The 17,971-nt window shown below is 59.6% G+C and carries 16 protein-coding genes and 1 riboswitch; of the genes, 11 read left to right on the forward strand and 5 right to left on the reverse strand.

Annotated elements, in window-relative coordinates; translation table 11 throughout:
* Positions 1-96: 96 nt before the first annotated feature.
* The gene (locus AC07O1_RS12910; protein WP_494991817.1) at positions 97-384 is read left to right on the forward strand and encodes a hypothetical protein; all 288 of its coding nucleotides are present in this window, start codon (positions 97-99) and stop codon (positions 382-384) included.
* Between the two features lie 88 nt (positions 385-472).
* Here AC07O1_RS12910 and AC07O1_RS12915 read toward each other — a convergent pair whose 3' ends face one another.
* Positions 473-1,636: a 1-acyl-sn-glycerol-3-phosphate acyltransferase gene (locus tag AC07O1_RS12915; protein WP_495089017.1), complete on the reverse strand. Its 1,164-nt coding sequence runs from the start codon at positions 1,634-1,636 to the stop codon at positions 473-475.
* Positions 1,637-1,777: 141 nt separating this feature from the next.
* Between AC07O1_RS12915 and AC07O1_RS12920 the strand changes: the two genes are divergently transcribed.
* From AC07O1_RS12920 to AC07O1_RS12935, 4 genes are all read left to right on the forward strand, one after another.
* Entirely contained in the window at positions 1,778-1,960 is a 183-nt protein-coding gene (locus AC07O1_RS12920) for a CPXCG motif-containing cysteine-rich protein (protein ID WP_489072338.1), read from the forward strand.
* Positions 1,961-1,973: 13 nt separating this feature from the next.
* On the forward strand, positions 1,974-2,234 hold the full coding sequence (locus AC07O1_RS12925; protein WP_494991819.1) for a putative signal transducing protein: 261 nt from the start codon (positions 1,974-1,976) through the stop codon (positions 2,232-2,234).
* Between the two features lie 36 nt (positions 2,235-2,270).
* On the forward strand, positions 2,271-2,891 hold the full coding sequence (locus AC07O1_RS12930) for an SOS response-associated peptidase (RefSeq protein ID WP_495011186.1): 621 nt from the start codon (positions 2,271-2,273) through the stop codon (positions 2,889-2,891).
* Positions 2,892-3,145: 254 nt separating this feature from the next.
* A complete protein-coding gene (locus AC07O1_RS12935) occupies positions 3,146-3,964 on the forward strand; it encodes a M48 family metallopeptidase (RefSeq protein WP_495089018.1) in 819 nt (272 codons plus the stop codon).
* A 49-nt stretch (positions 3,965-4,013) separates the two neighbouring features.
* Here AC07O1_RS12935 and AC07O1_RS12940 read toward each other — a convergent pair whose 3' ends face one another.
* The 3 genes from AC07O1_RS12940 to AC07O1_RS12950 all read right to left on the reverse strand — a co-directional run bounded on the left by AC07O1_RS12940 (position 4,014) and on the right by AC07O1_RS12950 (position 6,855).
* Positions 4,014-4,598: a TMEM165/GDT1 family protein gene (locus AC07O1_RS12940; RefSeq protein WP_495011184.1), complete on the reverse strand. Its 585-nt coding sequence runs from the start codon at positions 4,596-4,598 to the stop codon at positions 4,014-4,016.
* A gap of 88 nt (positions 4,599-4,686) precedes the next feature.
* Positions 4,687-4,808: riboswitch (yybP-ykoY riboswitch) on the reverse strand.
* A gap of 52 nt (positions 4,809-4,860) precedes the next feature.
* On the reverse strand, positions 4,861-5,859 hold the full coding sequence (locus AC07O1_RS12945; RefSeq protein ID WP_494991823.1) for a methyltransferase: 999 nt from the start codon (positions 5,857-5,859) through the stop codon (positions 4,861-4,863).
* 30 nt (positions 5,860-5,889) lie between these two features.
* Positions 5,890-6,855 (reverse strand): 2-hydroxyacid dehydrogenase, encoded by a 966-nt coding sequence (locus AC07O1_RS12950; protein ID WP_495089019.1) that lies wholly within the window; start codon positions 6,853-6,855, stop codon positions 5,890-5,892.
* 92 nt (positions 6,856-6,947) lie between these two features.
* On the opposite strand from AC07O1_RS12950, the gene AC07O1_RS12955 reads away from it, so the two are divergent.
* The 5 genes from AC07O1_RS12955 to AC07O1_RS12975 all read left to right on the forward strand — a co-directional run bounded on the left by AC07O1_RS12955 (position 6,948) and on the right by AC07O1_RS12975 (position 16,111).
* The gene (locus AC07O1_RS12955) at positions 6,948-7,577 is read left to right on the forward strand and encodes a LysE family translocator (protein WP_495089020.1); all 630 of its coding nucleotides are present in this window, start codon (positions 6,948-6,950) and stop codon (positions 7,575-7,577) included.
* Positions 7,578-7,722: 145 nt separating this feature from the next.
* Complete coding sequence (locus AC07O1_RS12960; RefSeq protein ID WP_494991826.1) at positions 7,723-9,405, forward strand: fatty acid--CoA ligase; 1,683 nt, start codon at positions 7,723-7,725, stop codon at positions 9,403-9,405.
* Between the two features lie 335 nt (positions 9,406-9,740).
* Positions 9,741-11,630: a DUF1302 domain-containing protein gene (locus AC07O1_RS12965; RefSeq protein WP_495089021.1), complete on the forward strand. Its 1,890-nt coding sequence runs from the start codon at positions 9,741-9,743 to the stop codon at positions 11,628-11,630.
* Between the two features lie 28 nt (positions 11,631-11,658).
* Positions 11,659-13,023 (forward strand): DUF1329 domain-containing protein, encoded by a 1,365-nt coding sequence (locus AC07O1_RS12970; protein WP_495089022.1) that lies wholly within the window; start codon positions 11,659-11,661, stop codon positions 13,021-13,023.
* A 343-nt stretch (positions 13,024-13,366) separates the two neighbouring features.
* Complete coding sequence (locus AC07O1_RS12975) at positions 13,367-16,111, forward strand: winged helix-turn-helix domain-containing protein (protein ID WP_495089023.1); 2,745 nt, start codon at positions 13,367-13,369, stop codon at positions 16,109-16,111.
* A 67-nt stretch (positions 16,112-16,178) separates the two neighbouring features.
* Here AC07O1_RS12975 and AC07O1_RS12980 read toward each other — a convergent pair whose 3' ends face one another.
* Complete coding sequence (locus AC07O1_RS12980) at positions 16,179-16,400, reverse strand: flavin reductase family protein (protein WP_495089024.1); 222 nt, start codon at positions 16,398-16,400, stop codon at positions 16,179-16,181.
* A 200-nt stretch (positions 16,401-16,600) separates the two neighbouring features.
* On the opposite strand from AC07O1_RS12980, the gene AC07O1_RS12985 reads away from it, so the two are divergent.
* The gene (locus tag AC07O1_RS12985; protein ID WP_495089025.1) at positions 16,601-17,929 is read left to right on the forward strand and encodes a flavin-containing monooxygenase; all 1,329 of its coding nucleotides are present in this window, start codon (positions 16,601-16,603) and stop codon (positions 17,927-17,929) included.
* Positions 17,930-17,971 lie beyond the last annotated feature (42 nt).

A 17,971-nucleotide genomic window follows, 5' to 3' on the forward strand; every position in this document is an offset into this window, starting at 1 on the left:
CGGAAAAGGGCGGGCATGAGTCAGGGCTTCCGGTAGAATCCGCGCCGCGGGTGCTTGTTCGACGGCCCCTAAGGCATGTTTTACTCGAGGTTCATGATGTCGCTGCAACTGATTTGGTCCATGTTCAACGCCCACCCCGCCAAACTGATCAATGTCCTTGCCCTTCTGTTTGCCTGCCCAGGCGCCTGGCTGCTGCATGCGACCCGTCGCCGTGAACAACGCACGCTGGCCAGTCTGGAAGCGCAAAGCCAGAACCGCAGGCTCGACCAACCGGTGTTGCTGCCAGACGTTGCAACCTTGCGCATGAACCGTTTTTTCTACCGCTTCGGCTTCGCCTGCCTGGCGTTGGCGCTGCTGGTATCGTGGGTCAGCACCCGGATCTAAGGGCCGGCTGAACCCCGTAGCAGTTGGCCGCCCGCTCCAGAAAAAACAACGGCGCCCGAGGGCGCCGTTGTCGTATTCAGCAAAAGCCTTACAGCAGCAAACCCGCCTTGACCCGATACTGATTGCGTACCGGCGTTGCGTATTGCAGCACCAGAAACGGACGGTGCTCCGTCGGGCAGGCGTCCAGGCGGCGTTGCCATTCCTCCTGGGCCACGGCCAACTCCTCGGCCGGGAACACATCGGCTGCGGCCGGCACCTGCAATTGCGGGTCGGCGTCGCTCCATTGCGCGTAAGCGAGGTAGTGAACCGGGAACAAGCGATAGCCGCCGAGAATCTGCCGGTCCATTTCGATCGCCAGTTGCTTGGTGTCCTCGAAGAGCTCGGTGATCGGTGCGGCAAAATTCACATGCACGCGACCTTTGTAGCCGGTGATACCTTTGGCGATGCTGGCATCGTCCTCGCCCGGCACCTTGCTGTAAGAACCAGTGGTGGTGCGGATGTACAGTTCGCGGGCCTTGGCCTGGTCGCACGGGTCGTATTCGTAGCTGATCGACACAGGGGTCAGGTTCAGCGAACGGATGACCTCGGCGAACGGCTCGTCCTTGCGGCTCATGTGGAACATTTTGAGGATCGCCGACTCGGTGCGGTCATCCCCGTCCTTGGCGCGGCCTTCGGCCTGGGCGATCCAGATCGATTGGCAATCGTTGAGGATCGAATGGTTGATGTAGGCCGAAAGTAGCTGGTAGGCGGCCATCTTCTCGCGTCGGCCGTTGATCGAACGGTGCACGATAAAGCTCTTGTTCAGGCGCATCAGGTCGCTGACAAAGGGCTTTTGCAGCAGGTTATCGCCAATGGCGATGCGCGGTGTCGGCAGGCCGGCGTGGTAGATCGCGTAGTTGACGAAAGCCGGGTCCATGACGATGTCCCGGTGGTTGGCCAGGAACAGGTAAGCACTGCCGGACTTGAACTGCTCGACGCCGGTGTAGGTCACACCGTCGGTCGCACGCTCGATCGTGTGGTCGACATAAAACTCGACCTTGTCCTGCAAGGTGGCCACCGAAGTGATCCCGGCGAACTCACGGCGCAGCTGATGAGCTATAAGTGGTTTGAGCAACCAGCCGAGCAAGCCGGCAAAGCGCGGGAAGCGGAAGTGGGTGAGGATATCTAGAAGCGCCTTGTCACCGAGCAGTCGTGCCAGCACCGCTGGGACTTCGCTGTCGTCGTAAGGTCGGATGGTATCGAATTCGCCCATCATGCTCTCTTGTTGGAAACGGCTAGGGTAAGTAAAGGAATTGATCGAAACTGGCGGGGCACGGTTTGAAAATCAAGCTCTAACAAAAATGGCCCTGCAAATAGACCGGCGATTATACGCACAAGTCACTTGGAGACCGCGATGCTGGAAACTGCGCACTACGACTGCCCTTATTGCGGTGAAACGGTTGAGGCGGTTCTCGATCTTTCCGGGGGCGATCAGCAGTACATTGAGGATTGTCCGGTGTGCTGCCGGCCGATTGTTTTCACGCTGCAAACCGACGGTCAGGAATGGATGCTCGACGTTCACACTGAGAACGAGTGAAGGGTGAGCCTGTATGCAGCGAGTCTATGAACCGGAAAACCTGATGGAGGGCGAGTTGCTTCAGGGCATGCTGGCCAGCGAAGGCGTGGAATCCCATCTGGTGGGGCGGGATCTGCTGGGCGGTGCCGGTGAGCTGCCGGTGTTCGGTCTGCTGGGGTTGTCGGTGGATAACGATCAGGCGCAATACGCACGAGAACTGATCGCCGCGTACAATGCCGCACAGCCGCTGTCGGGCGATGAGCCGGAAAGCTTCCCTGGCGTTCTGGTCTGTTAGGCTGACGTTTGTTTTGTCCTGGAGTCGTGTTGCCCCATGTGTGGACGTTATGCCCTGTTTCGCTGGAACCCCGCTTTCGCGGCCTTGCCAGGATTCCCTGCGGATCAGCAGGCGCAATGGAATATTTCGCCCAACGATTCGGTGCTGATCCTGCGCGCGACCGACGGTCAGCGTGATCTGGCCCGCGCCCGTTGGGGCCTGACACCGCCGTGGTTAACCGATATGTCGCGTACTCCGGCCCATGCTCGAGCCGAAACCCTGGCCGAGCAGCCGATGTTTCGCGAAGCGTTTCGTTTACGCCGCTGCCTGTTGCCGGCCAATGGTTTCTACGAGTGGCGAGGGACCAGCCGCAAGCGCCCGTACTGGCTGACACCGGGGGAGGGCTCGGCACTGTACTTCGCGGCTATCTGGGAGGCTTATCCGGTGCAGGAGCAGGTCTGGTTGAGCACTGCGGTGGTCACTCAGGCCGCTTCGAGTCAGCGCCGCCCGCTGATTCTCGATGCCGCGGGCCAGGAAGCCTGGCTGAACCCCGAAACGCCACTGCACACCTTGCAGGCTTTATTAGCCAGCGAGCCGGCGCCTTTGCGCGAGCGGGTGCTGGCCAACCTGGTGAATGATCCGAAGCTCAATGCACCGGAGTGTTTGACACCGGGTTGATTCAGCTTCAGACCGTGGTGCATTGATCGTTCCCACGCTCCGCGTGGGAATGCCGCCATGGACGCTCTGCGTCCGCTTCTGACGCTGTGACGCAGAGCGTCACGGGATGCATTCCCACGCAGAGCGTGGGAACGATCAGAAGCACGAGTGGGAGCAGAGATGTATCTGAAATGTACGTGTTACACGTCCGTTGTATCTGGCGCCGATACCTTTCACCGCCTAGGATACGCGCCATGTTTTCAGGGAGCGTATTGATGAATAAGTCATTGGTTTTGTGTGCGCTGAGCGCGGCTCTGCTGCTCAGCGGTTGCGAGTCTGTCAACACCACCAACGGCGGCGCGGTGGGCGTTGAGCGCAAGCAGTACATGTTCAGCATGCTGTCGACCGACGAGGTCAACCAGATGTATGCGCAGTCCTACCAGAAGACGGTGGGGGAGGCGACCACGAAGGGAGTGCTGGACAAGACCAGTACCGAGGCCAGACGAGTCCGGGCTATTGCCGATCGACTGATCGCCCAGGCGCCGGTTTTTCGTCCGGATTCGGCCCAGTGGCAGTGGGATGTCAACCTGATCAGGAGTGACGAACTCAACGCCAATTGCGGTCCTGGCGGCAAGATCATTTTCTACAGTGGGCTGATCGATAGCCTGAAACTCACCGACGATGAAATCGCGGCGGTCATGGGTCATGAAATTGCCCACGCTCTGCGCGAGCATGGTCGTGAAGCGATGTCCAAGGCCTATGGCATTGAAATGGCGAAGCAGGGGGCCGGGGCGCTACTCGGTCTGGGGCAGGACAGCCTGGCCCTGGCGGACACCGTGGCCAATTACGGCATGACCTTGCCCAACAGCCGCAACAATGAAAACGAAGCGGATCTGATTGGCCTGGAACTGGCCGCCCGCGCCGGTTTTGACCCGAATGCAGCGATCACTCTGTGGAATAAAATGAGCAAGGCGTCGGAAGGTTCGCCGCCTGAATTCATGAGTACCCACCCGTCTTCAAGCAGCCGGATGGCTTCGTTGCAGGCGGCGATTCCGAAGGTCATGCCGCTTTACCTGAAGGCCAGGAAGCCCTGAGTCAATGATCGTTCCCACGCTCCCGCGTGGGAACGATCGGTGTATGTAATCAGACCCACCCGCTCATTTGCATCGCCTTGTACACCGCGACAATGGCAAGGATGAAGAACGCGGTGGCCGCCAGGCGACGGATCAGGGTCAGGGGCAGTTTGTCTGCCGCGAAGTTACCCGCCAGCACCACCGGTACGTTGGCAATCAACATGCCGAGGGTGGTGCCGATGATCACCAGCCACAGTTCAGGGTATTGAGCGGCGAGCATCACCGTGGCGATTTGGGTTTTGTCGCCGATTTCTGCGAGGAAGAACGCAATCAGCGTCGTCAGGAATGGCCCGAATTTGCGGGCAGTGCTGGCTTCGTCGTCATCCATTTTGTCTGGCACCAGGGTCCACAGCGCCGTTGCGGTAAAGCTCGCGGCGAGGATCCAGTGCAGGGTGGCGTCCGAGAAGAAGCTCCCGAACCAGGCGCCGACCGCACCGGCTGCGGCATGGTTGGCCAGGGTCGCGGCAACGATACCGGCGATGATTGGCCAGGGTTTGCGGAAGCGAGCGGCGAGAATCAGGGCAAGCAGCTGCGTCTTGTCGCCGATTTCGGCCAAGGCAACGATTGCGGTAGGAACGAGTAGAGAATCCAGCATCAGGTATTTCCTAAGGGGCGGGTCGACACGGCTATGACACGTACAGCCTTCCCGCCCCGGGTAAGGTGTTCGTGTCATAGGTCTTGTCAAACCCTGCGGTCCGTCTGTGCGGACTCTGGGTCGCATACGCCATGGTCTGAGGACCAAGTATGTTGACGTATGCCGGACGAGCATGGTGCTCGTGGGAGACTACTCCCCTAGGACGGAGCGAATTCTGCCTAGGCAAAATCCATTCGGCAAGCCTTCTTTTCTAAAAGAGGTTTCAGCCGCGCTTGGCCCGATAGATGCGAAAGCCTTGTCCTTCGGCCTTGATCGAACACTGCCCCAGATGCTCTTCTATCAGTGGTTGATAACGCAGGAAGCTGTTGGCAACAAGGCGCAGTTCGCCACCTGTTTTCAGATGTTTTACCGCTTTTCGTAGCAGGTTTTCCGTTGCGTGATAATCGGTATGAACCCCGACATGGAACGGCGGATTGCTCAAGATCGCACTTAGACCCATGGGTGCTGCGTCGATTCCATCGCCGGTCAGAACCTCGGCTTCCAGGCCATTGGCGGCCAGAGTCAGGCGACTGCTGGCGGCTGCAAATGCATCGACGTCCAAAAGCGTGACGGTGTTGTGCGGATACCGACGTTTGACCGCGGCGCCCAACACGCCCGCGCCGCAGCCGAAGTCCAGCAAATGGCCGCTGGGCAGTTTGTCCAGATGCTCAAGCAGCAAGGCGCTGCCGCGATCCAGGCGACCGTGGCTGAATACACCGGGCAGGCTGATGACTTTTAGCGGTCCCTCGGCCAGCGGCAGTTCGTACTCTTGCGCAAGGCTTTCCAGCGTCACGGCTTGCGGCGCATTGGCCACGGTGACCTGCCAGAGCTGGCAATGCCGTGCGCTGTCGAGTTTGCGAGGTTTGCCGAAGGGGTTCAGTTGCTTGGCTGCGCCTTCGATACCGCTGCGCTTTTCACCGACCAGGTACAACTCGCGGCCGGCCAGGCGCGAGGCCAGGGCATTGAGCACGTAGTCGGTCAGGTCTTTGGATTTGGGCAGGAACACCACCGCTGTCTCGAACGGTTGCTGCGGCGCGTTCACACCAAAATGGCTGCGCTCGGCAAAGCGTGCGCCCAGCGCCGCCTGATCACCGGCATGCCAGCACCAGCCATGGGCGTTGGGCAATTTGCCCAGCAAATCATCGGCGGGTAAACCGGCCAGCAGCAGCGAGCCCTGGAATAACTCAGCCTGACGAAGCAGTACTTCACTGCGCGGATCCATGGTCTGCTCCTGAAAAAGTGGCGCAGTTTATCAATTGACGACCCGCAGCGCTGTACCGTTGAAAAACGCCTGGGCGTTTTCCGTCAACTGACCGACGATCCGCTGCCGAGCCTCGCGACTGCCCCAGGCGTTGTGCGGGGTAACTATCAGGCGTGGAATGTCGTTGGTCAGCAAGGGATTGCCGGCAGTCGGCGGCTCGACGCTCAGCACGTCGGTGGCCGCGCCGCCGAGGTGACCGCTGCGCAAGGCGTCGGCCAGAGCTTGTTCGTCGATCAAGCCGCCGCGAGCGGTGTTGACGATGAAGGCGCCGGGTTTAAGCAACGCCAGCTCGCGGGAGCTGATGAAGTTGCGCGTGTGTTCATTGAGCGGGCAGTGCAGGGTCAGCGCGTCGACTTGCGGCAACAGCTCCTCCAGCGGTAAACGATCGGCGCGGGCAGGGCGTCCGGGTAGTTGGCCGAGCAGTACGCGCATGCCGAAGGCTTCGGCCAGCCGCGCGACGGCGCCGCCCAGTTCGCCATGGCCCAACAGGCCGAGGGTCTTGCCTTCCAGCTCGACAATGGGGAAGTCCAGCAGGCAAAACTGCCTGGCCTGTTGCCAGCGGCCTTCGCCGACCGCTTTCTGATAGTCACTCAGGCGCGTGGCCAGGGCCAGTAGCAGCATGATCGTGTGCTGGGCAACTGACGGTGTGCCGTAACCCTGGCAATTGCTGACGGTGATGCCGTGGGCGCGAGCGGCGGCGAGGTCGACGTTATTGGTGCCGGTGGCGGCAATCAGGATCAGCTTCAGTTCGGGGCAGGCGGCTAACGTTTCGGCGTTGAGCATGATTTTGTTGCTGATGGCGACGTTGGCACCTTGCAGGCGTTCGATCACTTGATCCTGCGTGGTTTGTGCGCACAGCTGCAGATCGCTGAAACTGTTTCGCAGCGCACTGAGGTCAAGGTCGCCCAGGTCCAGGGAAGTGTGGTCAAGGAACACGGCGCGGCGATTGTTACTCATCAACTGTACCTTTTGTGCGGTTAACTGAAGGCGTAATGTGGCGAGCCTAACAGATGAAACAATTTGATACTCCCTGCCAAAAAGGAGCCCCCATGTACTGGACAGAGTTCTTGACCGTCGCCCTTATTCACCTGCTCGCTGTTGCAAGCCCCGGCCCGGACTTTGCCGTGGTGGTGCGCGAAAGCGTGACTCACGGTCGCCGTGCGGGTACCTGGACGGCCTTGGGCGTCGGTATGGCGATCTTCCTGCATGTGGGCTATTCATTACTGGGTATCGGCCTGATCGTGTCGCAGTCGATCGTCCTGTTCAATGCCCTGAAATGGCTGGCGGCCGCCTATCTGCTGTACATCGGTTTCAAGGCCCTGCGCGCCCAGCCGGCCAGGCCGGCGACTGAAGACCTGCGCAAGGAAGCCGGAGAACGCACGGCTCGCGGCGCTTTTACCGCAGGTTTCGTGACCAATGGCCTGAACCCCAAGGCGACATTGTTCTTCCTGTCGTTGTTCACCGTAGTCATCAACCCGCAAACACCGCTGGCGATTCAGGCGGGTTATGGGGTTTACCTGGCCGTGGCAACCGGTTTCTGGTTCTGCCTGGTGGCCATGCTGTTCAGCCAGCAGCGGGTACGCGCCGGTTTCGCCCGCATGGGCCACTGGTTCGACCGGACCATGGGCGCGGTGCTGATCGCCATTGGCGTGAAGCTGGCATTCACCGAGATGCATTGATTGTACGACCGGAAATGAATGCTGGCTCAAGGCCGGCATTTGTACGGCTCTGCAAATCATTCCTTTGGCTGATTTGGCTGTCATAAAGGGGTTCTAAAGTGCAGATCTTTACAGCCAAGACCGTGCAGTCACAAAAGGGATTCTTATGTTGCAGACTCGCGTTATCCCGCCAGCCGAAGGCGCTTATCAATACCCGCTGTTGATCAAGCGGCTGCTGATGTCCGGCAGCCGTTACGAGAAAACCCGCGAGATCGTCTACCGTGATCAACTGCGCTATAGCTACCCGACCCTCATTGAGCGTGTCGCGCGGTTGGCCAACGTACTGACGGCAGCCGGGGTCAAGGCCGGTGATACCGTGGCGGTGATGGACTGGGACAGCCATCGCTATCTGGAGTGCATGTTCGCCATTCCGATGATTGGCGCGGTGATCCACACCATCAACGTGCGTCTGTCGCCTGAGCAGATTCTCTACACCATGAACCACGCCCAGGACCGCTTCGTGCTGGTCTACAGTGAGTTCACGGGGCTCTACCAGGCAATTGCCGGGCAGCTGACCACAGTCGAGAAAACCCTGCTGCTGACCGACGGGGCGGAAAAAACCGCTGATTTGCCGAATCTGGTTGGCGAGTATGAGCAACTGCTGGCCGCGGCCAGCCCGCAGTACAACTTCGAAGACTTCGACGAGAACTCGGTCGCGACCACTTTCTACACCACCGGCACCACGGGTAATCCAAAAGGGGTGTATTTCACCCATCGGCAATTGGTACTGCACACCATGGGCGTGTCGACGATCATGGGCAGCATCGACAGTGTGCGACTGTTGGGCACAAACGATGTGTACATGCCCATCACGCCGATGTTCCACGTACATGCCTGGGGCCTACCGTATGTGGCGACCATGCTCGGGCTCAAGCAGGTTTATCCCGGTCGTTACGATCCGGAGTATCTGGTGCAGTTGTGGCGCAAGGAAAAGGTCACCTTCTCCCATTGCGTCCCGACCATCCTGCAGATGCTGCTCAATGCCAAGGCGGCCAGGGACACAGACTTCGGCGGCTGGAAAATCGTTATCGGTGGCAGCGCCCTCAACCGTGCGCTGTACGAAGCGTCCAAGGCCAAGGGTATTCAACTGACCGCCGCTTACGGCATGTCGGAGACCGGCCCGCTGGTGTCTTGCGCTCATCTCAATGACGAACTGATGGCCGGTACTGAAGACGAACGCACCACCTATCGAATCAAGGCCGGTGTGCCAGGGCCACTGGTGGAAGCGGCGATTGTCGATGACGATGGCAACTTCCTGCCGGCTGATGGCGAGTCCCAGGGCGAATTGGTGTTACGTGCGCCATGGCTGACCGAGGGTTATTTCCGCGAACCGCAGAAGGGGGCTGAACTATGGGCCGGCGGTTGGTTGCACACCGGCGACGTGGCCACCCTGGACAGTATGGGCGTGATCGATATTCGTGACCGGATCAAGGATGTGATCAAGACAGGTGGCGAATGGGTGTCGTCCCTGGCGTTGGAAGACCTGATCAGCCGCCATCCGGCGGTACGCGAAGTAGCAGTGGTCGGCATTCCGGATCCGCAATGGGGCGAGCGGCCGTTTGCACTGCTGGTAGTGCGCGAAGGGCACGCGATTGAAGCCAGGGAGCTCAAGGAACATCTCAAGCCGTTCGTTGAGTTGGGCCATCTCAGCAAATGGGCAATTCCTAGCCAGATCGCCCTTGTTACTGAAATTCCCAAGACCAGTGTCGGCAAACTCGACAAGAAGCGCATCCGCCTCGACATCACTGAGTGGCAGACCAACAACAGCACCTTCCTCTCGACGCTTTAAGCGTCCTTTGCAGTGCCCGAAAGGGCACGGCAAGCCCACCAAGCAAGCGCTTGGCTTGTCAAAACGTTATTTTCAGTCATCCTTGTCGTGCCGGCATCTGCCGGTTTGGCGAAAGGAGTGTTGCAGAGTGGGCTGCGCTGCAAATCACACTTTAGAGGGATCAAGCAGTACTACCTGCTGGCTATAGTCCGCTCAAGGATTTTTAAGAACGGGGCAAACGCACAAAACGGGGCGATGCAACTCTGACTGACTTTGGGACAACCTGGTTTCCTGTCACTCAGAGCGTTTTTAGAAGTGCTCACAGCCATAAAAATAAAGCACATGGAGTAGCGTCGATGACATCAGTAAACCAGTTCTGGCGCCGGGCGAAACTGCCCCTGGCGGTCAGTCTCGCCTCTACGCTTGCCGGGCCCGCATTCGGCGTCAGTTTCAACATCGGTGAAATCGAAGGTCAGTTCGACTCGTCTCTCTCCCTGGGTATGAGTGTGTCAACCCAGCAGCCGAACAAGAACCTGATCGGCGTCAACAACGGTGGGAAAGGCCTGTCCCAGACCTCCGATGACGGTCACTTGAACTTCAAGAGCGGGCAAGCCTTTTCGAAGATCTTCAAGGGCATCCATGACCTTGAACTGAAATACGGCGATACCGGCGTCTTCGTACGCGGTAAATACTGGTACGACTTCGCGCTGCAAAACCAGGATCTGGAATTCAAGAACGTCAGCAACGACGGACGTAAGGAAGGCGCCAAGTCGTCGGGTGGGGAAATCCTCGACGCCTTTGTCTATCACAACTACTCCATTGGCGACGAGCCGGGTTCCGTGCGTCTGGGCAAACAGGTCGTAAGCTGGGGCGAAAGTACCTTCATTGGCGGCGGTATCAACTCGATCAACCCGATCGATGTTTCCGCGTTCCGTCGTCCTGGTGCCGAGATCAAGGAAGGCCTGATCCCGGTCAACATGTTCTACATCTCGCAAAGCCTGACCGAGAGCCTGTCGGCCGAGGCGTTCTACCAGATCGGATGGGACCAGACCGTTGTCGATAACTGCGGCACCTTTTTCTCCCAGCCAGACATCATTGCCAACGGTTGCACCGACAACCTGCGTGTACTGAACAAGCGCTCCACCATCCCGGCAGTCGCATTGGGGCCATTGGCCGCCGCCGGCGTTGATGTCAACGAAGAAGGGGTGCTGGTTCGTCGTGGTGATGATCGCGAAGCCCGTAACAGCGGCCAGTGGGGCGCGTCCTTCAAGTACATGTTCGACCCGCTGGACACCGAGTTCGGTGCGTACTTCATGAACTACCACAGCCGGGCGCCGATCTTCAGTGCCACCGGGGCTCCGCAGTCGGTTTTCAACGGCGTCAAGGCCTTGCCGGGTCCATTCCAGGCCTTGGGGCCGCTGGTGGTCGCGGGTAACTCGCAGTATTTCGTCGAGTACCCTGAAGACATCCGCCTCTATGGTCTGAGCTTCTCCACCACCCTGCCTACCGGTACCGCGTGGAGCGGTGAGATCAGCTACCGTCCGAATGCCCCGGTGCAGTTGAACTCCACTGACATTCTGTTCGCTGGGGTTCGCCCACTGGGCGGTGCGCTGACCAACGCCTCCTTGCTCACTGGCGTTCCGGGTGAAGACCTGCACGGCTATCGCCGCAAGGAAATCACCCAGATCCAGACCACCCTGACGCACTTCTTCGATCAGGTCATGGGTGCCCAGCGTCTGACCCTGGTGGGTGAAGTCGGCCTGACTCACGTCGGTGGCCTGGAAAGCACGTCCGACGTCCGTTACGGCCGCGATCCGGTCTTCGGCCCAGGCGAACTGCCAGCCACGGGTGGTCTGGACACCTGCTCGCAGATCCTCAACACCTCCACCATCAACGGTGCCGGTCCGGGTGCTTCGGCCAATAACCGTAGCAGCAACTGCAACAACAATGGTTTCACCACGGCCAACTCGTGGGGTTATCGCGGCCGCGCCATCTGGGAGTACCCCGACGTGTTCGCCGGTGTGAACCTCAAGCCGAATGTGGCCTGGTCCCATGACGTCAGCGGCTATTCCCCTGGCCCTGGCGGTAACTTCGAAGAAGGTCGCAAGGCCGTGAGCCTTGGGGTCGATGCTGAATACCAGAACACCTACACCGCAAGCCTGGCATACACCAACTTCTTTGGCGGTAAGTACAGCACCGTGGATGACCGCGACTTCGTTGCGCTCAGCGTCGGCGTGAACTTCTAAGCACTGCATCTTCAGGACGAACAAAAATATGAAAATAACCAAGAGTCTGTTGCACGTCGGTGTCCTTGGGCTTTCGCTGCTGGCGAGCAGCGTCATGGCAGCGGTTCCCGCGGCTGAAGCGGACAAACTGGGCAAAAGCCTGACACCAATGGGCGCCGAGATGGCCGGTAATGCCGATGGCTCGATCCCGGCCTGGAAACCGATGGCCAGGAACGCCGGTAGCATCGACAGCAAAGGCTTCCTGTCCGACCCTTATGGCAGTGAAAAGCCGCTGTTCACCATCACCGCGCAGAACGTCGATAAGTACAAAGAGAAGCTGGCTCCAGGGCAGTACGCGATGTTCAAGCGCTACCCGGAAACCTTCAAGATGCCGGTTTACCCGTCCCATCGCGGCGCCACTGTGCCGGATGACGTACTCGCCGCCATCAAAAGGAATGCCACCAACACCAATCTGGTCTCCGGCGGCAACGGTCTGGAGAACTTCGAGACCGCAGTGCCTTTCCCGATTCCAAAAAGTGGCGTTGAGGTTATCTGGAACCACATCACCCGCTATCGTGGCGGCAGCGTGACCCGTCTGGTGACCCAGGCCACGCCACAGGCAAACGGCTCGTACAGCATGGTGTACTTCCAGGACCAGTTCGTGTTCCGCGACAAGATGAAGGACTACGACCCGAAAAGCCCGGGCAACATCCTGTTCTACTTCAAGCAGAAAGTGACCGCTCCGGCACGACTGGCCGGTGGTGTGCTGCTGGTGCACGAAACCCTCGACCAGGTGAAGGAACCGCGTTCGGCGTGGGTCTACAACGCCGGTCAGCGTCGCGTGCGTCGGGCTCCACAAGTGTCCTATGACGGTCCGGGTACCGCGGCTGACGGCCTGCGCACCTCTGACAACCTGGACATGTACAACGGCGCGCCAGATCGTTATGACTGGAAACTTGAAGGCAAGAAGGAGATGTACATCGCCTCCGACAGCTACAAGCTCGATTCACCGCAGCTCAAGTACACCGACATCATCAAGGCCGGTCACATCAACCAGGACCTGGCGCGTTACGAGCTGCGTCGGGTCTGGCATGTGGTTGCTACCCTCAAGGAAGGCCAGCGTCACATCTACGCCAAGCGTGACTTCTACATTGACGAAGACACCTGGCAAGCGGCGGTGATCGATCACTACGATGGTCGCAATCAACTCTGGCGTGTGGCCGAAGCCCATGCTGAAAACTATTACGACAAGCAAGTGCCGTGGTACGCCCTGGAAACCCTCTACGACCTGCAATCGGGTCGCTACCTGGCACTGGGCATGAAGAACGAAGAGAAACAGGCGTATGACTTCGGCTTCACCGCGACCACCAGCGATTTCACCCCTGCTGCACTGCGTCAGGATGGTGTTCGCTAATACGTTGTAAAACAGAGGCCGCATCCTCTGAACGCCCCGACTGGATCGGGGCGTTTTCTATTGGGCTCATCAAGGTAGGAGCGAGGCTTGCCCGCGAGGCATCGGCACAGGCGCCGAGGGGTTTCAGGTAAACCGCGTCGTCCCATTCGCGGGCAAGCCCGGCTCCTACGAAGAGCTATGCGGTTTTCTCTGGCTGGCCGGTGGTAACGGCAAACCGGCGCTGACAATTTTGGTTGTATTCTTTTTCTATCAATTTGTAGCGGAAATCTACAAAACGAGGCCTTTTACCGCTAGTCTGCGGACATCTGCAATGCCGACAACAGCACTTCAACAAGAGTTGGCTATGACTGACCTGTCCCGCTTACAAGGGCCTTCCAGTGTGGCGATTCCAGCACTGGAAGGGCGTTTTTACCGACCACCCTTGCCCGACGGCTATGTACTGCGGCCTCGCTTGTGCGAGCGCCTGAGTGCGGGCTTGAGCGGGCGTTTGCTGTTGGTCAGCGCGCCGGCCGGTTTTGGTAAAAGCTCCCTGGCGGTGGAGTTCTGTCAGAGCCTGCCTGCTCACTGGCAAAGCCTCTGGTTGGGACTGAGTCCTCGTGACAACGACCCTGGCCGCTTCCTCGAGCGCCTGCTCGACGGTCTTCAACAATATTTCCCGCAACTGGGCAGTCAGGCTCTTGGTCTGTTGAAAATGCGCCAGCGGCACCAGCCGTTTGCCTTCGAAGAATGGCTGGATGGTCTGCTGGATGAACTGGCCGAGCACCTCAGTGCGAGCAATCCGTTATTGCTGGTGCTGGATGACTACCATCTGGCCCAGGGACCGGTGCTCGATCGCTGCCTGCAATTTTTCCTCAATCATTTGCCCGATGGCTTGTTGGTGCTGGTCACCAGCCGTCAGCGTCCGGACTGGCACCTGGCGCGTTTGCGGCTGTCCCGGCAATTGCTTGAGTTGCATGAGCAGGACCTGCGCCTGACTCACGACGAATCTCTGACATTGCTCGACAGGCACAGCAGTTCGCTGCGCGGTGAAGCCCTGGAAAGCCTGATCCAGCGCAGTGAGGGCTGGGTTGCCGGGCTGCGCTTCTGGCTGCTGGCGGCCTCCGAAGCCGGCAATGGCGGTGCTCTGCCTCAGGCGTTACACGGCGGGGAAGGGTTGATTCGCGACTACCTGCTCGAAGAAGTCATCGATTGTCTGCCCGTCGAGGTGCAGTCATTCCTGTATGACACCGCGCCGCAGGAGCGTTTTTGCAGCGAGTTGTGCGACGCTGTTCGCGAAGCCCACGACAGCGCTGAAATTCTTCGGTATTTGCAGGCCCATCAGGTTTTTCTCGTGCCACTGGATGATCAAGGCCATTGGTATCGTTATCACCATTTGTTTTCCGACCTGCTGCGTACCCGCCCCACGACCAATGCGGTATTGCCGGCCGCCAGTCTGCACCTGCGGGCTTGCCGCTGGTTCAATGCCCAGGGCTTGCTCGATGAAGCGGTGGAACAGGCGTTGCGTGCCGGACACCTGGATGTGGCGGCGAATCTGGTGCAGAACCTTTCCGAAGAACAGCTGCTGGCCGAGCAAAACGTTGGCATGCTGCTGCGCTGGAAAATGGACCTTCCCGACAGCCTGCTGATCAGCACGCCGCGGTTGATCGTGCTCTATAGCTGGGCGCTTGGACTCGCCTGTCAGCTGGACGCGGCCGAGGAGCTGGCGAGCCATTTGAGTCGATTCCTGCCGGCACCTTCGGCGACCGCGCAGAAATCCATGCTGGCTCAATGGCTGGCGCTGAGCGGGATCATCGCCCGTGGTCGCGGTAACCGCGAGCTGACCCTGCTTTATTGCACGCAAGCGCTGGAGAGCCTGCCGCACAAGCGTTACGGGCAGCGCTTGATGTGTCTTTCGACGCTCTCCAATCTGGCAATTGCCGACGCCGACCTGTGGCGCGCCCGTGGTTTGAACCGTGATTCGCTGGAGTTGGCGCAACGCGTTGGCAACCCGCTTTTCGAAGCCCTGGCCCATTACGATCGGGCCCGGGTGCTGCAAGCCCGGGGGGAAATCCTCCGCGCGCTCGATGAGGTGCGCCAGGGTTTGCAACGCCTGCAGAAGTTGTCCCCGCAGCGGCTGTACGCAGTTCGCGCTCGCCTGACTCTGTATGAAGGATTTTTGCTGACCCTGCGCATGCAGCCCGAAGCCGGGCTCGCTCGATTACAGGCCGGATTGGGCGAAGCTCGAGCCTGTCGGGATATCAGTGTGCTGATCGGTCATTGTGTGATCGCCAAGCTCGAAGGGTGTAACGGCCAGTTCGCCAAAGCCTTTGCCGAACTGGCCGAAGCCGAGCGGTTGATGCACATCTGGGACGTGCCGCCGATCTACTACCTGGCGATGATCACCCTGGTCAAATGCGAGCTGTGGCTGGCTCAGGGCCGTACCGATCTGGCCGAAGCGTGGCTGGCGCGGCTAGGGCAGACCTATAACGGTGAAAAGGCAGCAGCGCCTCCGGAATTCCATCCACAACTGCCGATGCACATCGAACTGCAACAGGCCTTGCTGGACGTGATCCAGGGGCGGCCCGCAGTGGCCGAGCAGCGGTTGAATACACTGGTCGAGCATGGGCAGCGAACCGGTCGGCAGATGCTCAGCGCGATGGCGTTGAATCAGAAGGTCACGTTGCTGCTCGGTAGCGGGTGCGAACCTGAAGCACGGCAAGCCTTGGCCCAGGCGTTTGAAGCGGCGGCGGGGGGCGTATTGCAACCTTTCGAGTGGTTGCTGGGTGGCCATCCCGACTGGCTGAGGGAGCAACTTCAGCTCAGTTCGCAACCTGCGCTGCGCCAAAGCTTGCTTGAGCGCTTGCCTGCGGCCGTAACCGTGGCCCGGGAGCCGGTCGAGCCGCAGCATCACACCGAAAGTCTGAGTGCCCGCGAAATGGCGGTCCTGCAATTGATCGCCCAAGGCTGCTCGAACCAGGAAATCAGCGATCGGCTGTTCATCTCCCTGCACACCGTAAAAACCCACGCCAGCCACATCAACAGCAAACTCGGCGTCGAGCGCCGGACCCAGGCCGTGGCCCGGGCGAAGGAATTGGGGGTGTTGGGGTGATCCAGAATGTCGGGCATGAACCCTGTGGCAAGCTCCCTCACCACAAGTGCTCGCCAGACCGGCATTGCTAAACCGCCTCCAACGCCTGTAACCCGCAAAATGTCCTCTGCGAATACGCCAGCGGCGCGCTTTCACGGCTTTTCACTGCCACCACCTTGCCAATAAACACCGTGTGGGTGCCCAGGTCCATTTGGTGCTCGATGTGGCAATCAAAACTTGCCAGGGCATTGTCCAGTAGTGGCGCGCCCGTGGTGTGCGGGGGCCGGTGGCCCAGGTGTTCGCCGGGCAAACGATATCTGGGTAAAACGCATCTTTACACCTCATCCAGACCCGCGATTTAAACGGGTCAAAAGGCTCTGCATCAGTTATTTATCTTCAATTACCAGCTTAATAATATTTTACCAATAGAGGGGTGATCCCTAGTCTTGCGCCAAGAGATGACAAGCCATGTCCGACCTGAATCCAACTGCTTGTTAGAAGGGTGTAGAGATGACCATTGATAAAATAAAAATAGATACGCTGGTTGTTGGCGCCGGTCAGGCTGGGGTGGCCATGAGTGAACACCTGAGCAAACTCGGTGTGTCCCACCTCGTGCTGGAGCGCAATCGTATCGCCGAACGCTGGCGCACCGGACGCTGGGATTCGCTGGTTGCCAACGGTCCGGCCTGGCACGATCGTTTTCCGGGTCTTGAGTTCGACGATCTCAGTCCCGACGGCTTTGCCCCGAAAGAGCGGGTTGCGGATTACTTCGAAGCCTATGCCAGGAAGTTCAATGCGCCCATCCGCACCGGCGTGGAAGTGAAGAAGGTGGAACGCAATGTTGGCCGGCCAGGCTTCACCATTGAAACCTCCGAGGGCGTGATCGAGGCCAACCGCGTGGTGGCCGCCACCGGACCTTTCCAGCGTCCGGTTATCCCGCCGATCGCTCCGAAAGATGAGCAGTTCACACAGATCCATTCGGCCGAATACCGCAATCCAGCGCAGCTTCCCGAAGGGGCTGTATTGGTCGTGGGTGCCGGGTCGTCGGGAGTGCAAATTGCCGATGAGTTGCAGCGTGCCGGCAAGAAGGTTTACCTCTCGGTTGGCGCACACGATCGCCCGCCCCGCGCCTATCGCAACCGTGACTTCTGCTGGTGGCTGGGCGTTCTCGGTGAATGGGATGCGGCGGCCATGAAGCCGGGCAGGGAACACGTCACCATTGCCGTCAGCGGTGCCCATGGCGGCCGTACGGTGGACTTCCGCGATCTCGCCCATCGCGGGATGACGCTGGTTGGCCTGACGCAATCGTTCAATGGCGCCGTGGCGACCTTCCAGGCGAATCTTGCCGACAACCTGGCTCGCGGCGATGAGAACTACCTGGCGCTGCTCAATGCGGCTGACGCCTACATTGAGCGCAATGGCCTGGACCTGCCGGAAGAACCTGAAGCACGTCATACCTTCGCGGATCCGGAGTGTGTGACCACGCCCATTCTTGAGCTCGACCTGGCCGAGGCCGGCGTGACATCGATCATCTGGGCAACCGGTTTTGCCGTTGATTACAGCTGGCTGAAGGTCGACGCCTTCGACGCCAACGGTAAGCCGCAGCATCAGCGGGGCGTTTCGAGCGAGCCTGGCGTGTATTTCCTGGGCCTGCCGTGGCAGTCGCGTCGTGGCTCCTCGTTCATCTGGGGCGTTTGGCACGACGCCAAGCATGTGGCTGACCATATCGCCACGCAGCGTAAATACCTCGCCTACCGGGATGCCGCGCAACGTCAGGCAGAAGACTGCGAAACCGCCCCTGCCGCCCCGGTCGTCAATAAAACAACCGTAAGCGCTTGATGCTCAAGATCCGCACCGGCGGTTGAACCGCCGGGCCATATT

The organism is Pseudomonas sp. GW821-FHT07G10, assembly GCF_059418545.1.